The organism is Streptomyces sp. NPDC034086 (genome assembly GCF_055575515.1).
On sequence record NZ_JBVISM010000002.1, the window covers coordinates 360900 to 382166 of the forward strand.

At 71.8% G+C, this 21267-nt stretch carries 16 protein-coding genes; 10 read left to right on the plus strand and 6 right to left on the minus strand.

Annotation, left to right across the window (positions count from 1 at the left end):
* Window positions 1–76: 76 nt before the first annotated feature.
* The 5 genes from ACZ514_RS07055 (at window position 77) to ACZ514_RS07075 (ending at window position 5185) form a co-directional block, all read left to right on the plus strand.
* Complete coding sequence (locus ACZ514_RS07055; protein ID WP_469124299.1) at window positions 77–829, plus strand: GntR family transcriptional regulator; 753 nt, start codon at window positions 77–79, stop codon at window positions 827–829.
* A 298-nt stretch (window positions 830–1127) separates the two neighbouring features.
* The gene (locus ACZ514_RS07060) at window positions 1128–1322 is read left to right on the plus strand and encodes an SPOR domain-containing protein (protein WP_468169575.1); all 195 of its coding nucleotides are present in this window, start codon (window positions 1128–1130) and stop codon (window positions 1320–1322) included.
* A 32-nt stretch (window positions 1323–1354) separates the two neighbouring features.
* Complete coding sequence (locus ACZ514_RS07065) at window positions 1355–1801, plus strand: (deoxy)nucleoside triphosphate pyrophosphohydrolase (protein ID WP_468169572.1); 447 nt, start codon at window positions 1355–1357, stop codon at window positions 1799–1801.
* Window positions 1802–1955: 154 nt separating this feature from the next.
* Complete coding sequence (locus ACZ514_RS07070) at window positions 1956–2384, plus strand: ATP-binding protein (RefSeq protein ID WP_468170138.1); 429 nt, start codon at window positions 1956–1958, stop codon at window positions 2382–2384.
* A gap of 182 nt (window positions 2385–2566) precedes the next feature.
* The gene (locus ACZ514_RS07075) at window positions 2567–5185 is read left to right on the plus strand and encodes a SpoIIE family protein phosphatase (RefSeq protein ID WP_468170135.1); all 2619 of its coding nucleotides are present in this window, start codon (window positions 2567–2569) and stop codon (window positions 5183–5185) included.
* A gap of 28 nt (window positions 5186–5213) precedes the next feature.
* Here ACZ514_RS07075 and ACZ514_RS07080 read toward each other — a convergent pair whose 3' ends face one another.
* From ACZ514_RS07080 to ACZ514_RS07105, 6 genes are all read right to left on the minus strand, one after another.
* On the minus strand, window positions 5214–5930 hold the full coding sequence (locus tag ACZ514_RS07080; protein WP_468169569.1) for a PspA/IM30 family protein: 717 nt from the start codon (window positions 5928–5930) through the stop codon (window positions 5214–5216).
* 37 nt (window positions 5931–5967) lie between these two features.
* Window positions 5968–8088, minus strand: coding sequence for a TPM domain-containing protein (locus ACZ514_RS07085; protein WP_469124300.1), 2121 nt, complete (start codon window positions 8086–8088; stop codon window positions 5968–5970).
* A gap of 99 nt (window positions 8089–8187) precedes the next feature.
* Window positions 8188–8964, minus strand: coding sequence for a succinate dehydrogenase/fumarate reductase iron-sulfur subunit (locus ACZ514_RS07090; protein ID WP_468169563.1), 777 nt, complete (start codon window positions 8962–8964; stop codon window positions 8188–8190).
* Complete coding sequence (locus ACZ514_RS07095) at window positions 8961–10886, minus strand: fumarate reductase/succinate dehydrogenase flavoprotein subunit (RefSeq protein WP_468696339.1); 1926 nt, start codon at window positions 10884–10886, stop codon at window positions 8961–8963. The genes ACZ514_RS07090 and ACZ514_RS07095 overlap by 4 nt, the downstream gene beginning before the upstream one ends.
* 1 nt (window position 10887) lies before the next feature.
* Window positions 10888–11712 carry a hypothetical protein gene (locus ACZ514_RS07100; protein ID WP_468169557.1) on the minus strand — a complete coding sequence of 275 codons (825 nt, stop codon included), beginning with the start codon at window positions 11710–11712 and terminating at the stop codon, window positions 10888–10890.
* A 176-nt stretch (window positions 11713–11888) separates the two neighbouring features.
* A complete protein-coding gene (locus ACZ514_RS07105) occupies window positions 11889–12113 on the minus strand; it encodes a hypothetical protein (RefSeq protein WP_468169554.1) in 225 nt (74 codons plus the stop codon).
* 401 nt (window positions 12114–12514) lie between these two features.
* Here ACZ514_RS07105 and ACZ514_RS07110 point away from each other — a divergent pair, with 401 nt between their 5' ends.
* The 5 genes from ACZ514_RS07110 (at window position 12515) to ACZ514_RS07130 (ending at window position 21261) form a co-directional block, all read left to right on the plus strand.
* Window positions 12515–14962 carry an ABC transporter family substrate-binding protein gene (locus tag ACZ514_RS07110; RefSeq protein ID WP_469124301.1) on the plus strand — a complete coding sequence of 816 codons (2448 nt, stop codon included), beginning with the start codon at window positions 12515–12517 and terminating at the stop codon, window positions 14960–14962.
* Between the two features lie 350 nt (window positions 14963–15312).
* Window positions 15313–17217 carry a translational GTPase TypA gene (typA, locus tag ACZ514_RS07115; protein WP_388934096.1) on the plus strand — a complete coding sequence of 635 codons (1905 nt, stop codon included), beginning with the start codon at window positions 15313–15315 and terminating at the stop codon, window positions 17215–17217.
* 426 nt (window positions 17218–17643) lie between these two features.
* On the plus strand, window positions 17644–19266 hold the full coding sequence (locus tag ACZ514_RS07120; protein ID WP_468169548.1) for a peptide ABC transporter substrate-binding protein: 1623 nt from the start codon (window positions 17644–17646) through the stop codon (window positions 19264–19266).
* Between the two features lie 92 nt (window positions 19267–19358).
* Entirely contained in the window at window positions 19359–20303 is a 945-nt protein-coding gene (locus ACZ514_RS07125) for an ABC transporter permease (protein ID WP_468696333.1), read from the plus strand.
* A complete protein-coding gene (locus ACZ514_RS07130; protein ID WP_468696331.1) occupies window positions 20296–21261 on the plus strand; it encodes an ABC transporter permease in 966 nt (321 codons plus the stop codon). Before ACZ514_RS07125 ends, ACZ514_RS07130 begins: the two co-directional genes overlap by 8 nt.
* Window positions 21262–21267: the final 6 nt, after the last annotated feature.

Below are 21267 nucleotides of genomic sequence, written 5' to 3' on the forward strand. Positions count from 1 at the left end.
ACTCTGGCCCGTGCTTGCGCTGCTCAACCGTCGGTTGCCAGGGTGTGGCTGTCTGTCAACCTGATGGGAGTGGCTCGTGACTTTCGGTGAGCAGCCGGCCTATCTCCGCGTCGCCGGGGATCTGCGACAGAAGATCGTCAATGGGTCCCTGCCCCCGCACGCCCGGCTCCCTTCCCAGGCCCGGATCCGCGAGGAGTACGGGGTCTCCGATACCGTGGCGCTGGAGGCGCGCAAGGTCCTGATGGCGGAGGGCCTGGTCGAGGGCCGCTCCGGGTCCGGTACGTACGTCCGCGAGCAGCCCGTGCCGCGCCGGGTCGCCCGCTCCGGCTACCGGTCGGCCGGGGGGTCGACGCCCTTCCGCCAGGAGCAGGCCGAGGCGGGCGCGCGCGGCACGTGGGACTCCCACAGCGAGCAGACGCCCGCGCCGGAGCGGATCGCCGAGCGGCTGGGCATCGAGCCGGGTGACCGGGTGATGCGCACCCGGTACGTCTTCCGTGACGCGGGGGAGGCCATGATGCTCTCCACCTCCTGGGAGCCCCTCGCGGTGACCGGCCGGACCCCGGTGATGCTGCCGGAGGAAGGGCCCCTGGGGGGCTCGGGGGTGGTGGACCGGATGGCCGCCATCGACGTGGTCGTGGACAACGTGGTCGAGGAGGTCGGGGCCAGGCCCGGACTGGCCGAGGAGATCACGTTGCTGGGCGGGGTCCCGGGACACGTGGTGCTGGTGGTGAACCGTACGTACTTCGCCTCGGGCCGCGCGGTGGAGACCGCGGACGTGGTCGTCCCCGCCGACCGTTACCGCCTCTCGTACCACCTGCCCGTCCGGTAACGGGGCACGGGCCGGGTTTTCGGTCGTATCGCAAGGGTCCGGGGCGCGCCCCGGACCCTTGTTCGATCCGCCCCCCGGCGGCACGGCGGACGGCTTCCGCGTCGTCACGCGCGGGTCCGCCCCGTGCGCCGGGCGCGGACCGGCGCGCACGGCCCGCTCGTACGCCTGGCCGGATGCGTACGCCCCCCGGGTACCTCTTCGTGAAAAACCGTATCCGCTCAGTAAAGGTCGGGCGTAAGCTCCGGCATATGCGCAATGCGGTTTCCTGGGCAGGTACGGCGGCGGAGGGTGGAGCGCGATGACCGACAGCGGTGCCCTGCTTCCATGGCTGGTCATACGTCAGGACGACAACGGCAACCGCTACCGGGTGGGCCGCTATCCCACCCGGGCCGAGGCCCAGAAGGTCGTCGACAGCCTCGACGACCGGGGACCCAAGCAGCTCTACTGGGTCGAGCGGATCGGACAGGAAAGCCAGACCGCCACCACCGGCTGAACCGGCCGGAGGCGCTGGCATAGGCTCCGTCCATGACTGTACGCGTGGTCGTGGGCGGAGCCCTCTGTCATGACGGACGCCTGCTGGCCGCCCGCCGCAGCGCGCCGCCCGAGCTGGCCGGCCGGTGGGAACTCCCGGGCGGCAAGGCCGAACCGGGGGAGACGGTGCCCGAGGCGCTGGTGCGCGAACTGCGCGAGGAACTCGGCGTCGAGACCGAGGCCGTGGAGCGGATCCCGGGGGAGTGGCCGGTGAGGCCCGGCCTGGTCCTGCACGTGTGGACCGCCCGGCTGGTCTCGGGGGAGCCCGCCCCGCTGGAGGACCACGACGAGCTGCGCTGGCTCGCCCCGCACGAGCTGGACTCGGTGGACTGGCTCGACCAGGACCGGCCCTTCGTCGAGGAGGCCGGCCGCCGGCTGCGCGCCGGAGCGGGCGGCGCGGTGGGCACCGAGTCGCACGGCGGGGCGCACCGGGGCGCGTGAGGCTGCCGCTCTAGGCCGTCCGCGCCACAGTGCGCCGGTGCGCGGGGGATCCGGTGGTACGGCGCCCCAAATATCGGGTATGTCGCTATTAGTCCCTATCTCGTCCCCCTTTCGTCCCCGACGAACCTGACTGGGGTCGCTGGTGGCCCGGGAAGTGATCGGCGTGATGGACACAGACGGTGAATGCGCCGAGTGGGCCTTTCCCGCCGAGCCCGGTGCCGTCCGCACCGCACGCCACGCCGTGCGCGGGACCCTGCGCTCCTGGGGCCTGGACGCCGTCGGCGATGTGACCGTCCTGCTGGTCAGTGAGCTGGTGACCAACTCCCTGCGCTACGCCTCCGGCCCCATCGGGGTGCGCCTGGTGCGCCGCGATCCGGCCGCCCCCGGCCACGGCGGCGGCCCGGCCCTCCTCGTGGAAGTCTCGGATCCGCTTCCGGATCCGCCCCGCGAGCGCCTCGCGCAGCCGGACGACGAGGGAGGGCGCGGCCTGCACCTCGTCGCCGTCTCCGCGCGCCGCTGGGGAACCCGGCACGGGAAAACGGGCAAGACCGTGTGGTTCGAGTTGGCTCTTCCTGGTGAGTAACAAGGAGAAGGGTGGCAGTGGGTCTCCCGGGCGGCGTCTGGGGAGACCACCGGACGTGGCCGGAAAACAACGGGACCCTTTTGTGATCGTGAACGCCGTGCCGTACGGGGCCGTGGTGCTGAATACTTCGGTCATGGCCGGTCCGGTTGCGGTGAGCTGGAGGGGACGGTCGCGTGAGCGAGATACCTGCGCAGACACATCAGGCCCGCGTGCCCGGGGAGCCCTTGCGCGACTCCCTGTGGCACAGCAGTCCGCCTGGCTCGATATACGACCACATCAAGGTGGCTTCCTTCTCGATCGGCCCTGACGGGCTCATCGACCAGTGGAGCCTGCGCGCCGAGGAACTGTTCGGGCTGCGTGCGGCCCAGGCGGTCGGCCGCGACCCGGTCGAGGCCTTCATGCCGCCCGAACTGCGCGAAGGCGGCCACCGCAAGGTCGCCGAGATCCTCGACGGCAAGGAGTGGACCGGCCTGATCCCCTTCCGGATCCCCGGCGGGGACGGCGCGCACGGCGTGGCCGAGATCTACGTGATGCCGACCCAGACCGAGAGCGCCGAGCGCGCCGCGCTGTGCGTCGTCGTGGACGTGCGCGCGCTCCGGCGCATCGAATCCGACCTCGCCGCTTCACAGGCCATATTCGGCCAATCCCCCTTCGGGTTCCTGCTCTTCGGCACCGACCTCACCGTGCAGCGCGCCAACCGCCGCTTCGCGACCGTCTTCGGCGGAGCGGCCGAGGAGCACCGCGGCCGCACGGTGCACGACTACCTGCCGCCCCGCGAGGCCGACCGGATGGCCGAAGCCCTGCGCCGGGTCCTGGAGACCGGCGAGTCCGTCACCGACCTGCGGATCACCGGAGCCACGCCCCGCAGCCGCGACGACCGCCACTGGTCCATCAACCTCTACCGGGTGCACGACGGCGCCGGCCGCCCCATCGGCATCGCCGGCCTCGGCACCGACGTCACCCGCCGCCACCTCGCCGCCCGCGAGGCCGCCGGGGTCCGCCGCAACCTCGCCCTCCTCAACGAGGCCGGGCACCGCATCGGCAACTCCCTCGACCTGGAGACCACCGCCCGGGAACTGCTCGACGTCACCGTCCCCGGCTTCTGCGACCTGGCCGCCGTCGACCTCTACCAGGGACTGCTCCTCGGCGACGACGACCGGCCCGCCCGCCCCCAGGGCCCCGGCGTCCCCTCCCTGCCCGGGCAGGGGGCCGGCCGCGCCCCCTCCGCACCGCTGCGGCGGGTGGCCTTCGCCTCCGCCGTGTCCGACGCCCCGCTGTCGGGACCCGGCGCACTGGTTTCCGTGGGGGAGACGCACCGCTACCCGGCCGCCTCCCCCGGAGCGCTCGCCCTGCGCACGGCACGGCCCCGGCTGGTCTCCGGCGTCGACCCGGACGCCCTCGTCCAGTCCACGCTGATCGTCCCGATGGTCGCCCACGACACCGTCGTCGGCCTCGCCCAGTTCTCCCGGACGAAGGGCAGCGAACCCTTCGGCGAACGCGACCGGGCCGTCGCCGTGGAACTGGCCGCGCGGGCCGCCGTGTGCATCGACAACGCCCGCCTCTACCGGCGGGAGCACGAGCGGGCGCTGATCCTCCAGCGCAGCCTGCTGCCCCCCGGCGACCCGGAGGCGGCCGGCCTCGACATCGCCTGCCGCTACCTCCCGGGCAACGCCGCCACCGAGGTCGGCGGCGACTGGTTCGACGTCATCGAACTGCCCGGACACCGCACCGCCCTGGTCGTCGGCGACGTCATGGGCCGCGGCCTGCGCGCCGCCGTCGCCATGGGCGAGCTGCGGACCGCCGTACGCACCCTCGCGCTGCTGGACCTGGAACCCGCCGAGGTGCTCACCGCCCTCGACGAGGTCGCCCGCGGCCTCGGCGCCCCCGGCGGCGCCCAGCAGGCCTCCCGCGCCGCCCTCCACTCCCGCGACGCCGACCGCTCCGAGGTGTACCTCGCCACCTGCGTGTACGCCGTCTACGACCCGGTCACCCGGCGCTGCACCATCGCCAACGCCGGCCACATGCCGCCCGTCCTCGTCGAACCCGCCGAGGACGGCGCCGCCCCGCCCCCCGGGCTGCTGCTGGAGATCCCGACCGGGATGCCGCTCGGGGTGGGCGGCGAACCCTTCGAGGAGGTCGAGGTGGAACTCCCCGAAGGCGCGCTGCTCGCCCTCTACACCGACGGGCTGGTCGAGTCCCGCGACCACCCGCTCGAAGAGGGCCTGCGCGGCCTGCGCGGGGCGGTCGCCGATCCGTCCCGCCCGCTGGAGGAGGTCTGCGACCACGTCCTGAACACCCTCCACACCGGGCACGGCGAGGACGACATCGCCCTGCTGATGGCGCGGGTCCAGGGGCTGCCCGTCGACGCCGTCGGCGACTGGCAGCTGCCCCGCGAGGCGCGCTCGGTGGGCAAGGCCCGGGAACTGGCGCGGGCGAAGCTTCCCGCATGGGGCCTGGAAGGCCTGCTCGACACCACGGAACTGCTCGTCAGCGAACTCGTCACCAACGCCCTGCGGTACGGGGAGGGGGACATCCGGCTGCGGCTGCTGCTGGACCGGACCCTGGTGTGCGAGGTCTGGGACGGCAACCTCGCCCAGCCGAGGCGCCGCCGCGCCCGGGACACCGACGAGGGCGGCCGCGGCCTCCAGCTCGTCGGCCTGCTCTCGGCCGGCTGGGGCACCCGCCGCACCCACCGGGGCAAGACCGTGTGGTTCGAGCTGCCCCTCCCCATGCCGGGCGGAGCACCGGGAGAGGCGGTCACCGAACTGTCCGCGGAACAGCTGCTGAGCATGTACGGATGAGCGGGCCGGGCGGGGCCGCCGCCCGGGCTCAGGCCGCCCGGGACTTCAGGGCGGCCAGGCGGGCCTCGACCTCCGCGGCCCTGCCGAGGTCCTCCAGCGACTCGAACTGCGCGTCCAGGGAGGAGGCCGCCAGCTCCGACTTGCCCATGGCCATCGCCTCCTCCCGCCGGACCTTCTCCTCGAAGCGGCTCAGGTCGCTCGTCGGGTCCAGCACGTCGATGCTCTTGACCGCGTCCAGCATCGTGTTCTGCGCCCGCGCCGTCCTCGCCCGCGCCACCAGCTCGTCCCGCTTGGCCTGGAGCTCCGTCAGCTTGTCCTTCATCGAGGCCAGGCCCTCCCGCAGCCGGTCCACCACCTCCGTCTGGGCGGCGATCACCGGCTCCGCCGTCGCCGCCTCCTTCTCCGACCGCAGCTGCCGGCCCAGGGCCACCTTCGCCAGGTTGTCGAACCGGTCCGCGTCCGCCGCCGCGCCCGAGGCGCGCAGCTCGTCCGCCTTGCGACTGGCCGCGAGGGCCTTGCCGCCCCACTCGGCGGCCGCGTCCACGTCCTCCTTGTGGTCGGCCTCCAGCATCCGCAGGTTGCCGATGGTCGTCGCCACCGCCTGCTCGGCCTCCGCGATGTTGTTCGCGTAGTCGCGGATCAGCTGGTCGAGCATCTTCCGCGGGTCCTCCGCCTGGTCCAGCAGCGCGTTGATGTTGGCCTTCGCGAGCTGGGTGACACGGCCGAGGACGGTCTGCTTGCCCATGGGGGTCCCTTTCTGGTGGGGTCTGGTGCCTCGTCGTTCAGAAGCGGCCGCCGCCGCCCATGCGGCCGCGGGTGCCGCCGCCCCCGTAGGAGCCGGGCCCCCCGCCGAACGCCCCGCCGCCTCCTCCGCCTCCGCCGAAGCCGCCGAAGCCGCCTCCGCCGAAGCCGCCCCGGCCGCCCCCGCCCCGGAGGATCTCGCCGAGGATGATCCCGCCGAGCACGGCACCGCCCCGGCCGCGCTGACCCGCGTACGGGTTCCGGTACGCCCCCACGTCCTGCTCCGCCAGCCGCTGCGCCTCCCGGGCGAGGGAATCCGCCCGCTGCGCCTCCGCCAGCGCGCCCGCCGGGTCCCGGCCGGCCAGCGACACCGACCGCTCCAGGTGCCGCTGCGCCTCCGCCAGCCGGGTCCGGGCCTGGCTGCCGACCGCGCCCCGGCTGGTGGTCACGTAGTCCGTCGCCGCGCCGATCGCGCTGCGGGCCGACAGCTGGGCCTGGTCCAGCAGCGCCGCCGCGCGCCGCCGTCCCGACTCCTGCTCCCGCGCCCCCGCCAGGGCCCCGTCGAGGGCCGCGTCCGCCTCCTCGACCCGGCGCAGGGCGTCGATCGGGTCGTACCGGCCCGCCGCCTGCTCCCGGCGCACGTCCGCCAGTACGGACTCCGCCCGGCCGATCCGGCCGCGCAGGTCGCCCGTCGGGGAGCCCGCCGCGGCACCGGTGAGCAGGCCGCGCGCGTCGGCGAGGTCCGTCTCCGTCTCGGTGAGGGCGCCCGGCAGCTTCCCGGCCGCCTCCGCCAGCTCCCGCGCCCGCCGCTCGACCGCGTCCACCAGGGTCGCGGCCTGGTCCACCGCGCCCTCGGCGGCCCGGACGTGCACGGCGGCCCGGCCGTTGTCCCCGGCGGCCAGGGCCGCCCGCGCCTCGCCGAGACTGGTCTCCGCGAAGAGGAGCCGGTCCTCGGCCCGTACGGGGTTGCCGGCCACCGGCGCGGACGCGGAGTCCGCGTACCGTCCCGTCAGCGCGGTCAGGGTCGCCCCGGCGGTGGCCGTACGGCCGCTCAGCGCCCGGAGGTGCGCCTCCACCGTGGCGAGGGCCTGCGGAGCGTTCCTCTCCAGGTCCCGCAGCCGGTCGAAGCCGGCCGACTCGGCGTCGAGCCTGCGGTTCGCCTCCGCGCAGCGGGAGACGATCTCCTCCAGCATCCGGCGCCGGGTGGCCTCGTCCTCCGGGTAGGCGTCGTCCAGCTGCTGGCGCAGCCGGAAGGCGTGCGTCAGCTCGTTCCCCGCGTACCGCACCGCCTCGGTGAAGGGGCCGACCGCGTCATCGCCGAACTGGGCCGTGGCGAAACCCAGTTCCTCGGTGCTGGTGCGGACGGCGTCGTCCGTCTCCACCAGCAGGGTCCTCGCCCGGGCGTCGAGCTCGGGCAGCGGGGCCGGCGCGGCCCGGGCGCCGTCCCAGCCGGCGTGACCGGTGGTGGTGCCCCTGCCCGGCCCGCCGCGCTTCCCGCGGCGCCGGTACGCGTACACCCCGAGCGCCCCGGCCGCGCCGACGGCGACCACCGGCAGCACGAAGTCCCCGGCCCCGCCGCCCCCGCCGGTCCCGCCGCCGGGGTCGGCCGCCCCGGGGGTGATCGCGGGCACGGGGACGGGCCGCCCGCCCAGCACGGCGTCGTAGCCGTTCGCCGCGCCGATCGCGGCGCCCGCCCAGTCGTTCTGGCGCAGTGCCGGTTCGACGGCGGTACGGGCGACGGCGTCGAGCTGCTCCTGGGTGAAACCGGAGTCCACATCGGCCGAATGGGCGTACTGGCGGCTGCCGGTCGCCACCGCGAGCAGGACGTCGTCCCGGCCCAGGCCGTTCTTGCGGGCGGTGGCGTCGGCCCAGCTCTGGGGGGACCGGTCGGAGAAGTCGTGCACGTACGTGACGAAGAGCTGGATCCGGCGGTCGGCGTAGAGCCGGTCGAGGGCCGCCGTCACGGCGGGGGCGCGGTCCCCGAGGGCGCCGACGCGGTCGGTGACCTGGCCCTGCCGCGACAGCGTGACGGGGTCCTCGGCGCGGGCCGGCCCCGCGCCGGCCAGCCCGAGCCCGCCGAGCGCGAGCGCGAGCAGGGCGGCGGCGAGGAGCAGCCCGGGGGTGGGGGTGCGGGGGAGCGTCCCGCGTCTCGGGGGGTGCACAGGGGGGACGTTAGGGCGCCGGCGGCGCCCCCGCACCCGGAGCGCCGCCCCGGCCGCCGCACCCGCAGCGCCGCGCCGGCCGCCGCCCCGGCGTGCGGGCTAGCGGGGGTCCGGGCGGCGCCGGATCTTGTTCCCCAGCCACACCAGGGGGTCGTACGCGCGGTCCACGGCCCGCTCCTTCAACGGGATCAGGGCGTTGTCGGTGATCTTGATGCCCTCGGGGCAGACCTCCGTGCAGCACTTGGTGATGTTGCAGTAGCCCAGCCCGTGTTCCTCCTGGGCGGTGCGCTTGCGGTCCAGGCCGGCGCCCTCGGCCGCGTCCAGCGGGTGCATGTCCAGTTCCGCGACCCGCATCAGGAAGCGCGGGCCGGCGAAGGCCGCCTTGTTCTCCTCGTGGTCGCGCACCACGTGGCAGGTGTCCTGGCACAGGAAGCACTCGATGCACTTGCGGAACTCCTGCGAGCGCTCCACGTCCACCTGCCGCATGCGGTAGTCGCCCGCCGCCACCCCCGGCGGGGGCACGAAGGCCGGCACCTCCCGGGCCTTGGCGTAGTTGAAGGACACGTCCGTGACCAGGTCGCGGATCACCGGGAAGGCGCGCAGCGGGGTGATCGTGACCGTCTCGTCCCGCTCGAAGACGGACATCCGCGTCATGCACATCAGCCGCGGCCGGCCGTTGATCTCCGCGCTGCACGAGCCGCACTTGCCCGCCTTGCAGTTCCAGCGGACCGCGAGGTCGGACGCCTGCGTCGCCTGGAGCCGGTGCACGATGTCCAGCACCACCTCGCCGTCGTGCACCTCGACCGTGAAGTCCCGCAGTTCCCCGCCCTCCGCGTCGCCCCGCCAGACCCGGAAGCGTGCGTCGTATGTGGTCACCCGTAGAGCTCCTCTTCGGCGAGGTACTTGGCCAGCTCTTCCTTCTCGAAGAGCGCGAGCAGGTCGGGCCGGATCGGCTCGGTACGGACCCGCTCCAGCGCGATCCGCGCCGCGGCGGGATCGGCGGGGGCCGGATCGACCGGGCGGCACAGCAGGTTCACCGGACGCCACTGCCGCTCCATCGCCGGGCAGTCCTCGCGGGTGTGCCCGCCCCGGCTCTCGGTGCGCTCCAGGGCGGCGCGGGCCACGCACTCGCTGACCAGCAGCATGTTGCGCAGGTCCAGCGCCAGGTGCCAGCCCGGGTTGAACTGCCGGTGCCCCTCGACCCCGGCGCGGGCCGCCCGTACGCGCAGGACCGCCAGCCGCTCCAGTGCCTCGGCCATCTCGCCCGCCCGGCGGATGATGCCGACCAGATCGTTCATCGTCGTCTGGAGCTCCTGGTGGAGGGTGTACGGGTTCTCCGCGCCCTCGTCCGCGTGGAAGGGGGCCAGCGCCTCTGCGGCCGCCGCGTCGATCTGCGCCTGGGACACCTCGGGCCGCCGGCCCGGGGCGGCCGCGTACCGGGCCGCGTGCAGCCCGGCCCGCCGGCCGAAGACCAGCAGGTCGGAGAGGGAGTTGCCGCCGAGCCGGTTCGAGCCGTGCATGCCGCCCGCCACCTCGCCGGCGGCGAACAGCCCCGGTACGCCGACCGTGGCGGCGGTGTCGGAGTCGACCGCGATGCCGCCCATCACGTAGTGGCAGGTCGGGCCGACCTCCATGGGCTCGGCGGTGATGTCCACGTCCGCCAGCTCCTTGAACTGGTGGTACATGGACGGCAGCCGGCGTTTGATCTTCTCCGCCGGCATCCGGGTGGACACGTCGAGGAACACCCCGCCGTGCGGGGAACCGCGGCCGGCCTTGACCTCCGCGTTGATGGCGCGGGCCACTTCGTCGCGGGGCAGCAGTTCGGGAGGACGGCGGTTGTGGTCCGGGTCCTCGTACCAGCGGTCGCCCTCCTCCTCCGACTCGGCGTACTTGTCCTTGAAGACGTCGGGGACGTAGTCGAACATGAACCGCCGGCCCTCGGAGTCGCGCAGCACCCCGCCGTCGCCGCGCACGGACTCCGTGACGAGGATCCCCTTCACCGAGGGCGGCCAGACCATGCCCGTGGGGTGGAACTGCACGAACTCCATGTTCAGCAGCGGGGCGCCGGCGAGCAGGGCCAGCGCGTGTCCGTCGCCGGTGTACTCCCAGGAGTTGGAGGTGGTCTTGAAGGACTTGCCGATCCCGCCGGTGGCCAGCACCACCGCCGGGGCCTCCAGGACGAAGAAGCGGCCGGACTCGCGCTCGTAGCAGAAGGTCCCCGAGACGCGGGAGTCCGCGGCGGAGCCGCTGCCGGACCCGGTCGTGAGGACCCTGGTGACCGTGCACTCCTGGAAGACCTTCAGGCGGGCCTCGTAGTCCCCGTACTCCTGGAAGTCCTCCTGCTGGAGGGCGACGATCTTCTGCTGGAGGGTGCGGATCAGCTCCAGGCCGGTCCGGTCGCCGACGTGCGCGAGGCGCGGGTACTCGTGCCCGCCGAAGTTGCGCTGGGAGATCCGGCCGTCGGGGGTGCGGTCGAAGAGCGCGCCCCAGGTCTCCAGCTCCCACACCCGGTCCGGGGCCTCCTTGGCGTGCAGCTCGGCCATCCGCCACTGGTTGAGGAACTTCCCGCCGCGCATGGTGTCGCGGAAGTGGACCTGCCAGTTGTCGCCCTCGTTGACGTTGCCCATGGAGGCGGCGATCCCGCCCTCCGCCATCACCGTGTGGGCCTTGCCGAAGAGGGACTTGCAGATCACGGCCGTGCGGGCGCCGCGCTCGCGGGCCTCGATCGCGGCCCGCAGCCCGGCACCGCCCGCGCCGACCACGACCACGTCCCACTGCTGCCGTTCCACTTGAGCCATCTCAGAAGATCCTCGGGTCGGTGATGGTGCCGCTGGCCAGCAGGTACACGTAGAAGTCGCACAGGGCCACGCTGATCAGGGAGGCCCAGGCGAGCTGCATGTGGCGGGCGTTGAGCCGGCTGACCCAGCCCCACAGCCGGTAGCGCACCGGATGCTTCGAGAAGTGCCTGAGGCGGCCGCCCACGATGTGCCGGCAGGAGTGGCAGGAGAGGGTGTAGGCCCAGATCAGCACGATGTTGGCGAGGAAGACCAGGGTGCCCAGCCCCATGTGGCCCCACGCGTAGTGCTCGTCGCGGAAGGTCAGCACGGTGTCGTACGTGAGGATGCCCGCCACCGGCACCGCCGCGTAGAAGAAGTACCGGTGCAGGTTCTGCAGGACCAGCGGGAAGCGGGTCTCACCGGTGTACGCGGCGTGCGGCTCGGCGACGGCGCAGGCGGGCGGCGAGGCCCAGAAGCCCCGGTAGTAGGCCTTGCGGTAGTAGTAGCAGGTCAGCCGGAAGCCGAGCGGGAAGACCAGGATCAGCAGGGCGGGCGACAGCCCCCACCAGCTGCCGAACAGGTCGAGGTTCGGGCCGTCCCGCATCGGCCGGCAGTTCTCCGCCAGGCAGGGCGAGTAGAACGGGGAGACGTACGGGGCCGCGTAGTAGTGGTCGTTGGCGAAGGCCCGCCAGGTCGAGTACGCGATGAAGGCGAGCAGCCCGGCCGCGGTGCCGGCGGGCGACAGCCACCACCGGTCGGTGCGCAGGTGCCGGGCCGCGATCGCGGCCCGGGAGGGGCCGTGGACCCCGCCGGGCCGTTGCTGGGGTGGTTCCGTGCCTGTGGCCAAGGGGAACTCCGGGTGGAGTGGACGGGGGGTGGCCCAGGAGGCCCGGCCGCCGCGGCGGCCGGGCCAGATGGGGATGCCGTGCGCCGGACGGCCGGCCGGGTGAACGGCCGGCCTGATGAACGTCCGGACGGGACGGCTGGACGCCTGGACGGCTGGACGCCTGGACGGCCCGGTGGCTAGGGGGCGCGGCGGTCGCGGGCGCCGAGCCCCTCGTCGTCGGTGTCCGTCCACAGCGCGTTGTCGTACGGGGTGTCCGGGATGGTCACCATCCCGGAGTTCTCCGGCGGCCGGGAGCCGGCGGCCGGCACCTGCCGGGCGACGTCCTTCTCCAGCTGCTCCACCGAGCGGACCAGCTGGTCGAGGTTGCGCCGTACGGCGGTCAGATCGTCTTGCAGGGACATGACTTGCCCTCACTTCCGCAGGGTGCGGTGGCAACGCTCACGGGCGCCTGCGAGTGTCGCGCCTCCCGTCCCCGGTTGTGAAGGGACGTGCAGCGATTCCGGGCGCGCAGGCGCAAACCGTGCGCCCCTCCCTGCCCCTATTTTCATCCCTCGAACGAGGGACCGCGCGCCTGGCCGCCGCGCCCGGCGGCGGCCCCCGGGCCGGGGCCCGCGGCCGCGGGCGCAAGCCGGATTGGTCCGCACGGGTGGGGTTCGCGGCGTGGCGAGCGGCCCCTGCGATCCCCGCGGGCGGTGGTCGATTTCAGTGGGTTTCCACACCGGTGTGATCAGCTCCATATACCGCCGAACGTGATCAAGACCCTTTTTCACGGCCCTCGCGCCCCGCCCCGGAGGTACCACCCATGACCCAGAGAAGGCGCAGGTCCTTGGCGCTCCTCACCTCGGGAGTCCTCGCACTGCCGCTCCTCGCGGGGTGCGGGGCGGGCGAGGACGAGGGCGGCCCGGCCGCCGCCGGGCCGGACATCGCGGCGACCGCCCGCGAGCAGGTCGCCGACGGCGGTGTGCTGCGCTGGGCCGTGGACTCCCTGCCGCAGACCCTGAACACCTTCCAGGCCGACGCCGACGCCGCCACCCACCGGATCGCCGGCGCGGTCCTGCCCCACCTGTTCACCCTGGACGCCAAGGGCCGGCCGGTGGCCGATCCCGACTACCTGGAGAAGGCCGAGGTCGTCGAGCGCGAGCCCAAGCAGGTCGTCCTGTACAAGCTGAACCAGCAGGCGGTGTGGAGCGACGGGCGCGAGATCGGGGCCGCCGACTTCGTCGCCCAGTGGCGGGCCCTGAACGGCAAGGACTCGGCGTACTGGACCGCCCGCAACGCCGGCTACGACCGGATCGAGAAGATCGAGCGCGGCAAGAACGACCTGGAGGTCAGGGTCACCTTCGCCAGGCCGTACGGCGACTGGCGCTCCCTGTTCAGCCCGCTCTACCCCAAGCAGGTCATGGGCACCCCCGAGGCCTTCAACGAGGGCGCCCGCAACGCCCTGAAGGTCACCGCCGGGCCCTTCGGACTGGGGACCGTCGACAAGAAGACCGGCACCGCCGCCCTCACCCGCAACCCCCGCTGGTGGGGCCGTCCCGCCAAGCTGGACACGCTCGTCCTGACGGCCGTGCCCCGGGCGGGCCGCCCGGCCGCGCTGGCCGCCGGGAAGATCGACCTGGGCGAGATCGACCGCGCGGGCGCGGACCGCATCGCCCTCGCGCACCGGGACGCCGGACGCGTGGACGGTACGCACGGCCCGGCCGCCTCCCTCACCCCCGCGCAGGCCACCCTCTCCTGGGCACTGGCCCACGGCGCCGACGAGGACCGGGCCAGGGAGGAACAGGAGGCCCGGCAGCAGAAGGCCGCGGCCGTCAAGAAGTACGCCGAGGAGCAGGCGGCCCTGCGCCGCTTCACCGTCCGCAAGTCCCTGGAGCCCGCCTACACGCAGCTGGCCATGAACGGGGCCTCCGGCCCGCTGTCCGACGAGCGGGTCCGCCGGGCGGTCGCCCGCGCCCTGGACCGCAGGACGCTGGCCGAGACGGTCCTCAAGCCCCTGGGACTGCCCGCCAAGCCGGTCGGCAGCCACCTGGCGCTGGCCGGCCAGCAGGCGTACGCCGACAACAGCCAGGCCCTCGGCGGCCAGGACACCCAGGCGGCCCAGGCCCTGCTCGCGGACGCGGGCTGGCGCAGGGGCGGCAAGCTGAACGAGCCGGCCGGGGCGAAGGCGGGGGCCGAGAGCGCCGGGGGCGAGCAGGACGACTCCAAGACCCCGGCGGGGGCGAAGCCCGCTCCCGGTGACGGCACCGGCGACGACGGCCTCTACATCGTGGGCGACGACGACGGACGCAACGGCGACCTGCGCTCCGCCACCGCCGGCCTGGGCATCCGCCCGGGCCTGCCCGGCGCCCCCGCGGCGGGGCTGCGCGTCCTGCCGGAGGGCTCCCCGCACGGCTTCGGGGCGGACCCGGCCGACGGGCTCGCCGCCTTCGGCCGCACGGGCCTGCCCTCGCCGGCCCTGGCCCCGGCCTCCCTCGCCGCGCAGCAGGAGGAGGCGCTCCTCGCCCAGGCGGAGGCCCTCGCGGCGGCGAAGGCGGCCCCGGCCGCGGGTGACGACGGCAAGGGCCCCGCGGAGGGCGACGACGCCAAGGCCGCCCCGGCCGCGGACGAGGGCGGCAAGGGTCCCGCCGCCAGCCCGGCCCCCGTGCCCGCCAAGCAGGCCGCCCGCACCTCCGGCTCGCTGCTCGCCAAGGACGGCAAGGCGCTCAGCCTGCGCTTCGTCCTCCCGTCGGGCCCCGGCTCGGAGGCCCTGCGCTCGGTCGGCGAGCGGATCGCCCAGATGCTCCAGAAGGTCGGCATCGGCACCGAGATCAAGAAGGTCGCCGACGAGAGCTTCTTCAAGGACCACATCGCCTCGGGCCAGTACGACCTGGCCCTCTACTCCTGGCCCGCGACGGCCTTCCCGGCCACCGACGCCCGGCCCATCTTCGCCAAGCCGGAGCCGGCCGCGGACGGCTCGCTCCTCGTCGAGCAGAACTACACCAGGGTCGGCACCGACCACATCGACCAGCTCTTCGACCAGGCGGCCGGCGAGCTGGACGAGAACCGGGCCCGCGAGCTGATGCGCAAGGCGGACGCCCGGATCTGGGCGGCGGCCGGCTCCATCCCGCTCTACCAGCGCCCCGAGCTGGTCGCCGTCAAGCCGGGCCTGGTCAACGCGGGCGCCTTCGGTCTCGGGACGCCCCGCTACCAGGACATCGGCTGGAAGAAGCCGCCGCGGGCCGAGGACGCCGGGAAGGAGAAGAAGAAGTAGTCCCGGCGGGAGGCGCGGGGGAGAAGAAGTGGTGAAAAAACGGGGCCTGTCAGGTTGACCCCGGAGCGGCAAGCTCAGAAGTGACTCAATTTCCTTGCCCGCCGGATTCCCGGCGGGCAAGGTCGTGCCCACACCCATTGACCCGCACGAACACTGGCCCCACCGACAGCCGGGACCCCCCACCCCGAGCCCGGCCGTCCTCAGTCGTCCGGCCCCTTGACAGCCCCCGGCGGGCGGTTCCCGCCATTCGACGTACCATGGGGTAAGGCCGTGGCAGGTTTTCCGCCCGGTCGAGGCGCGCGTGCCGGACCGTACGCGTCGCCATCCACGATCCCGGGAGAAGCGCCGAAGTGCCCACGCGCCACGACATCCGTAACGTCGCCATCGTCGCCCACGTCGACCATGGAAAGACGACCATCGTCGATGCCATGCTCAAGCAGGCCGGTGCCTTCGCCGCCCACCAGCAGCTCGACGACCGCATGATGGACTCGAACGACCTGGAGCGTGAGAAGGGCATCACGATCCTCGCCAAGAACACGGCGGTGAAGTACCACCCCAAGGACGGTGGGGCCCCGATCACGATCAACATCATCGACACCCCCGGCCACGCCGACTTCGGTGGCGAGGTCGAGCGCGGTCTGTCGATGGTGGACGCCGTCGTCCTGCTGGTGGACGCCTCCGAGGGTCCGCTGCCCCAGACCCGCTTCGTGCTCCGCAAGGCCCTCCAGGCCCGGATGCCCGTCATCCTCTGCATCAACAAGACGGACCGCCCGGACTCCCGGATCGACGAGGTCGTCAACGAGACGTACGACCTCTTCCTGGACCTGGACGCCGACGAGGACCAGATCGAGTTCCCGATCGTCTACGCCTGCGGCCGTGACGGCGTCGCCTCGCTGACCAAGCCGGAGGACGGCACCGTCCCCGCGGACAGCGACAACCTGGAGCCGTTCTTCTCCACCATCCTGGAGCACGTCCCGGCCCCGGTGTACGACGAGGAGGCCCCCCTCCAGGCCCACGTCACCAACCTGGACGCCGACAACTTCCTCGGCCGCATCGCACTGCTGCGCGTCGAGCAGGGCGAGCTGCGCAAGGGCCAGACCGTGGCCTGGATCAAGCGCGACGGGACGATCTCCAACGTCCGCATCACCGAGCTGATGATGACCGAGGCGCTCACCCGCAAGCCCGCCGAGGTCGCCGGTCCCGGTGACATCTGCGCCGTCGCCGGCATCCCCGACATCATGATCGGCGAGACCCTCGCCGACCCGGAGAACCCGATCGCGCTTCCGCTGATCTCGGTCGACGAGCCGGCGATCTCCATGACCATCGGCACGAACACCTCCCCGATGGTCGGCCGCGGCGGCACGGGCAAGGGCGCGGACGCGAAGTCCGCGGTCAAGGACCGCAAGGTCACCGCCCGCCAGGTCAAGGACCGCCTCGACCGCGAGCTGATCGGCAACGTCTCGCTGCGCGTCCTGGACACCGAGCGTCCGGACGCCTGGGAGGTCCAGGGGCGTGGTGAGCTCGCGCTCGCCATCCTGGTCGAGCAGATGCGCCGCGAGGGCTTCGAGCTGACCATCGGCAAGCCGCAGGTCGTCACGCAGGAGATCGACGGCAAGGTGCACGAGCCGGTCGAGCGCATGACCATCGACGTGCCCGAGGAGCACATGGGCGCGGTCACGCAGCTCATGGGCGTCCGCAAGGGCCGCATGGACAACATGTCGAACCACGGCTCCGGCTGGGTCCGCATGGAGTTCGTCGTCCCGTCGCGCGGCCTCATCGGCTTCCGTACGGAGTTCCTGACCAACACCCGCGGTACGGGCATCGCCCACTCGATCCACGAGGGCCACGAGCCGTGGTTCGGCCCGCTGGTCACCCGTAACAACGGTTCGCTGGTCGCCGACCGCGCCGGTGCGGTCACGCCGTTCGCGATGATCAACCTGCAGGAGCGCGGCGTCCTGTTCACCGAGCCCGGCACCGAGGTGTACGAGGGCATGATCGTCGGCGAGAACTCGCGCTCCGACGACATGGACGTGAACATCACCAAGGAGAAGAAGCTCACCAACATGCGTGCGGCTTCGGCGGACAACACGGAGAACGTGATCCCGCCGCGCAAGCTCTCCCTGGAGCAGTCCCTGGAGTTCTGCCGCGACGACGAGTGCGTCGAGGTGACCCCGGAGGCCGTGCGCATCCGCAAGGTCGTCCTCGACCAGAAGGAGCGCTCGCGCACCGCGTCGCGCGCCAAGTCCGCCAAGTAGTACGCGAGTCGGACTCTGGCCGAAAGCAGTACGGCCGACAGCGGCCCCTCCCCCCACCGGACCGGTGCGGGGAGGGGCCGTTCGCGTTTGTCAAACGGATTATTGCGTTCTGATGTCCGCATACCGACCGTGACGCTCCGGATGATGAGCTAACCGTCCGTTTCGCACGTGTCTGTCTCCTATCCGTTTGTCCGGATTTCGGGTTTTGGCCCTGCGGTGATGTTGTGAAAACGAGACCACTTAAGTGTGGTTTACGGCCTGGCAGTCCCTGAGGATGGCTCCATTGAGCTCGGGTCAATGGGTCACACGCTGTGGGGAGCGTCGACTCACGAGCACACACGATGGGACCGGATTTCGCTGTCAGGGGTGTCAGCGGGAACCGGGTCCTTCACGAATCGACAGTGACTCCTGAGGAGGCAAATACCCATGCGCGGAGCAACGAGCGCCAAGTGGGTCGCGGGTGCCGTGATCGTGGCCATGGCCGCGACGGCCTGCAGCACCGGTAGCAACGACGCCGGTGGCAAGGGCGGCAGCATCACGGTTGTGCTCGGCGAGCCGCAGCACGAGCTGGTCGGTCAGAACACGGCCGAGTCCGAGGGCGCCGAGGTCCTCAACGCGCTCTTCGACGGTCTGGTCGACTACGACACCAAGACCAACGAGCCGAAGCTCGACGCCGCCGAGTCCATCGAGACCACGGACTCGAAGACCTGGACCATCAAGGTCAAGCAGGGCCGCACCTTCCACAACGGTGAGAAGGTCGACGCCCAGTCCTTCGTCCGTGCCTGGAACTGGGGCGCCAACCAGGAGAACGCGGCCGAGGGCCTCCCGTTCTTCTCCAAGATCGAGGGCTCCGACGAGCTCGCGCCGGGCAAGGGCAAGAAGCCCACCGCCACGGAGCTCAAGGGCCTCAAGATCGTTGACGAGAACACCTTCACCGTCACGCTGAAGGAGCCGTTCTCCCAGTTCAAGACCATGCTGGGCTACAACGCCTTCTACCCGCTGCCGAAGGCCTTCGAGACCACCGACCTGAAGAAGTTCGGTGACAACCCGATCGGCAACGGACCCTTCCAGATGGACGGTTCCTGGGAGCACAACAAGCAGATCAAGGTCAAGCGCTTCGAGAAGTACCCGGCCGAGGGCCGCGCGAAGCTCGCGAACGTCACCTTCAAGATCTACGACAACATGGACACGGCGTACAACGACCTGCGCGCCGACAACATCCAGATCGTCGACAAGCTCCCGATCTCCGCGATGGCCACCGTCTCGCAGGAGTTCGGCGACCGCTACATCTACAAGCCCGAGTCGGCCGTCGGCTACCTCGGCCTCCCGCTCGAGACGAACCCCGAGGCGTTCGGCAAGCTGGAGATCCGTCAGGCCATCTCCATGGCCATCGACCGGGACACGCTGACGAAGACCATCTTCAACGGCACCCGCAAGCCGGCCGACGACTTCATCAGCCCCATCATCCCGGGCTACCGCAAGGGCGCGCTGGGCGAGTTCGGCCAGTACAACCCGACCAAGGCCAAGGAGCTCTTCGACAAGGCCGGCGGTGTCCCCGGCAACAAGATCGAGCTCGGCTACAACGCCGACGGCGGCCACAAGGAGTGGATCGAGGCCGTCGCCAACCAGCTGAAGGCGAACCTCGGCATCGAGGTCACCGCCAAGCCGTACGCCAAGTTCGGTGACATGCTGGACGACCTCCAGGCGTCGAAGTACAAGGGCGCGTTCCGCATGGCGTGGTCCATGGACTACCCGGCGGCCGAGAACTACCTGCGTCCGGTCTTCTCGAAGGTCGCGATCGAGCAGGGCTCCAACTACGGCCACTACCGTAACGACGAGTTCGAGAAGGTCATGGCGGAGGCCGACAAGGCCACCGATGCGGCCGAGGGTCTGAAGCTGTACCAGAAGGCCGATGACATCGTCATCCGCGACCTTCCGTACATCCCGGTGTTCACGTACATGTCCTCCGCGGCCTACTCCAAGTCCGTGAAGAACGTCGAGGTCGACGCCCAGGGCCGCATGGACCTGGCCAACGTCGAGCGCAACTAACACCCCTCGTCACTTAGGGGCTTCGGGGGCGGGCAGACGGAATCAGGTTTCCGTCCGCCCGCCCTTTCCCCCTGTTCTTTGCTGGAGGTCTGATGGGCCGCTACCTCATCCGCCGACTCATACAGGCGATCCCTGTCCTGCTCGGTGCCACGTTCCTGATTTACTTCCTGGCCTTCAAACTCCCGGGCGACCCGGTGCAGGCTCTGGCCGGTGAGAAGAAGGCAGACCCGCTCGTCGCGGAGATGCTTCGGGCGAAGTACCACCTCAACGACTCCTTCCTGTCCCAGTACTGGAACTACATCACCAACCTGTTCCAGTTCGACCTCGGCGAGACGCTGACCGGGCGCAGGGTCTGGGACAAGATCACCGAGGCGTTCCCGTACACCGTGAACCTCGCCCTCGTCGCCTTCGTCATCGAGGCCGCCGTGGGTGTCCTGGCCGGCATCATGGCCGCGCTGCGCCGCGGCAAGTTCCTCGACCAGCTGGTCCTGCTCTCCACCCTGTTCGTCATCTCGATCCCGGTCTTCGTGAGCGGGTTCATCCTTCAGCTGACGCTGGGCGTCCAGCTCAAGAACAGCTGGGGCATCGACTTCTTCTCCGTTTCCTTCAACGAGAACGACGGTCTCCGCGCCTACCTCCTCCCGGCGCTGGTGCTCGCCTCGACCTCGCTCGCGTACGTGGCTCGACTGACCCGTACGTCGATGATGGAAACGATGCGTGCCGACTACGTGCGCACCGCGACCGCGAAGGGCCTGCCGCGCCGCCGCGTCGTCGTCAACCACGCACTGCGCAACGCGCTCATCCCGATCGTCACCTTCCTCGGCGCCGACCTCGGCGCGCTGATGGGCGGTGCGGTCATCACCGAGAAGATCTTCAACATCCACGGGATCGGCGGTCTGCTGGCCGAGTCGGTGTACCGGAAGGAGGGCACCGTGATCGTGGGCGTCGTCTCGCTCCTGATCATCGTGTACCTCGTCGCCAACCTGATCGTGGACCTGCTCTACGCAGTGCTCGACCCGAGGATCCGCTATGCGTGACACAACTACGGTGGGGGACGAGTTGACCAGCACCCAGACCCCCGGAGCCCCTTCCGTCGGTGGTCCGTCCGCCAAGGCCGGCAAGGGCAAGGAGAAGAAGGCGCGCGAGGCCAGCCTCTGGTCAGACGCCGTCTCCGACCTGCGCCGCAACCCGATCTTCCTGATCGGTGCCGTACTGGTCGTCCTTCTGGTCCTGGTGTCCGCTGTGCCGCAGTGGTTCACCTCCGGCAGCCCGTTCGAGGCGGGCGCCTGCAAGCTGCAGGACACACTGAAGAAGCCGAGCGCCGACCACTGGTTCGGCTTCGACGTCCAGGGCTGCGACGTCTACACGCGTACCGTGTGGGCCGCCCGGAACTCGATCATCGTCGGTGTCGTCACCACGACGATCGTGCTGCTCGTCGGCGGTGTCCTCGGCCTGATCGCCGGCTGGATCGGCGGCTTCGTCGACAGCGTCCTGTCCCGCTTCACCGAGATCTTCTTCGCGATCCCGCTGCTGCTCGGCGGCATGCTGATCATGTCGGGCCTCGGCCAGGGCAACGCCTGGACCGTGTCCGTCGTACTCGCGACCCTCGGCTGGCCGCAGATCTTCCGCATCATGCGGTCCTCGGTGCTGCAGAACAAGAACAACGACTACGTGGTGGCGGCCCGCGCACTGGGTGCCGGCACTCTGCGGATCACGACCCGGCACATCCTGCCGAACGCCGTGGCCCCCGTGATCGTGGTCGGTGCGATCAGCCTGGGCGTCTACATCTCCGCCGAGGCGGCGCTGTCCTTCCTGGGCATCGGTGTCCAGCCCCCTGAGATCTCCTGGGGCCTGATGGTCAGCGACGCCAAGGACCGCTGGCTCCAGGCACCCCACGTGCTGCTGTTCCCGGCCGCCGCGCTGAGCATCACCGTGCTCGCGTTCATCATGGTCGGCGACGCGGTACGCGACGCCCTCGACCCGAAGCTGCGCTGAGGAAGG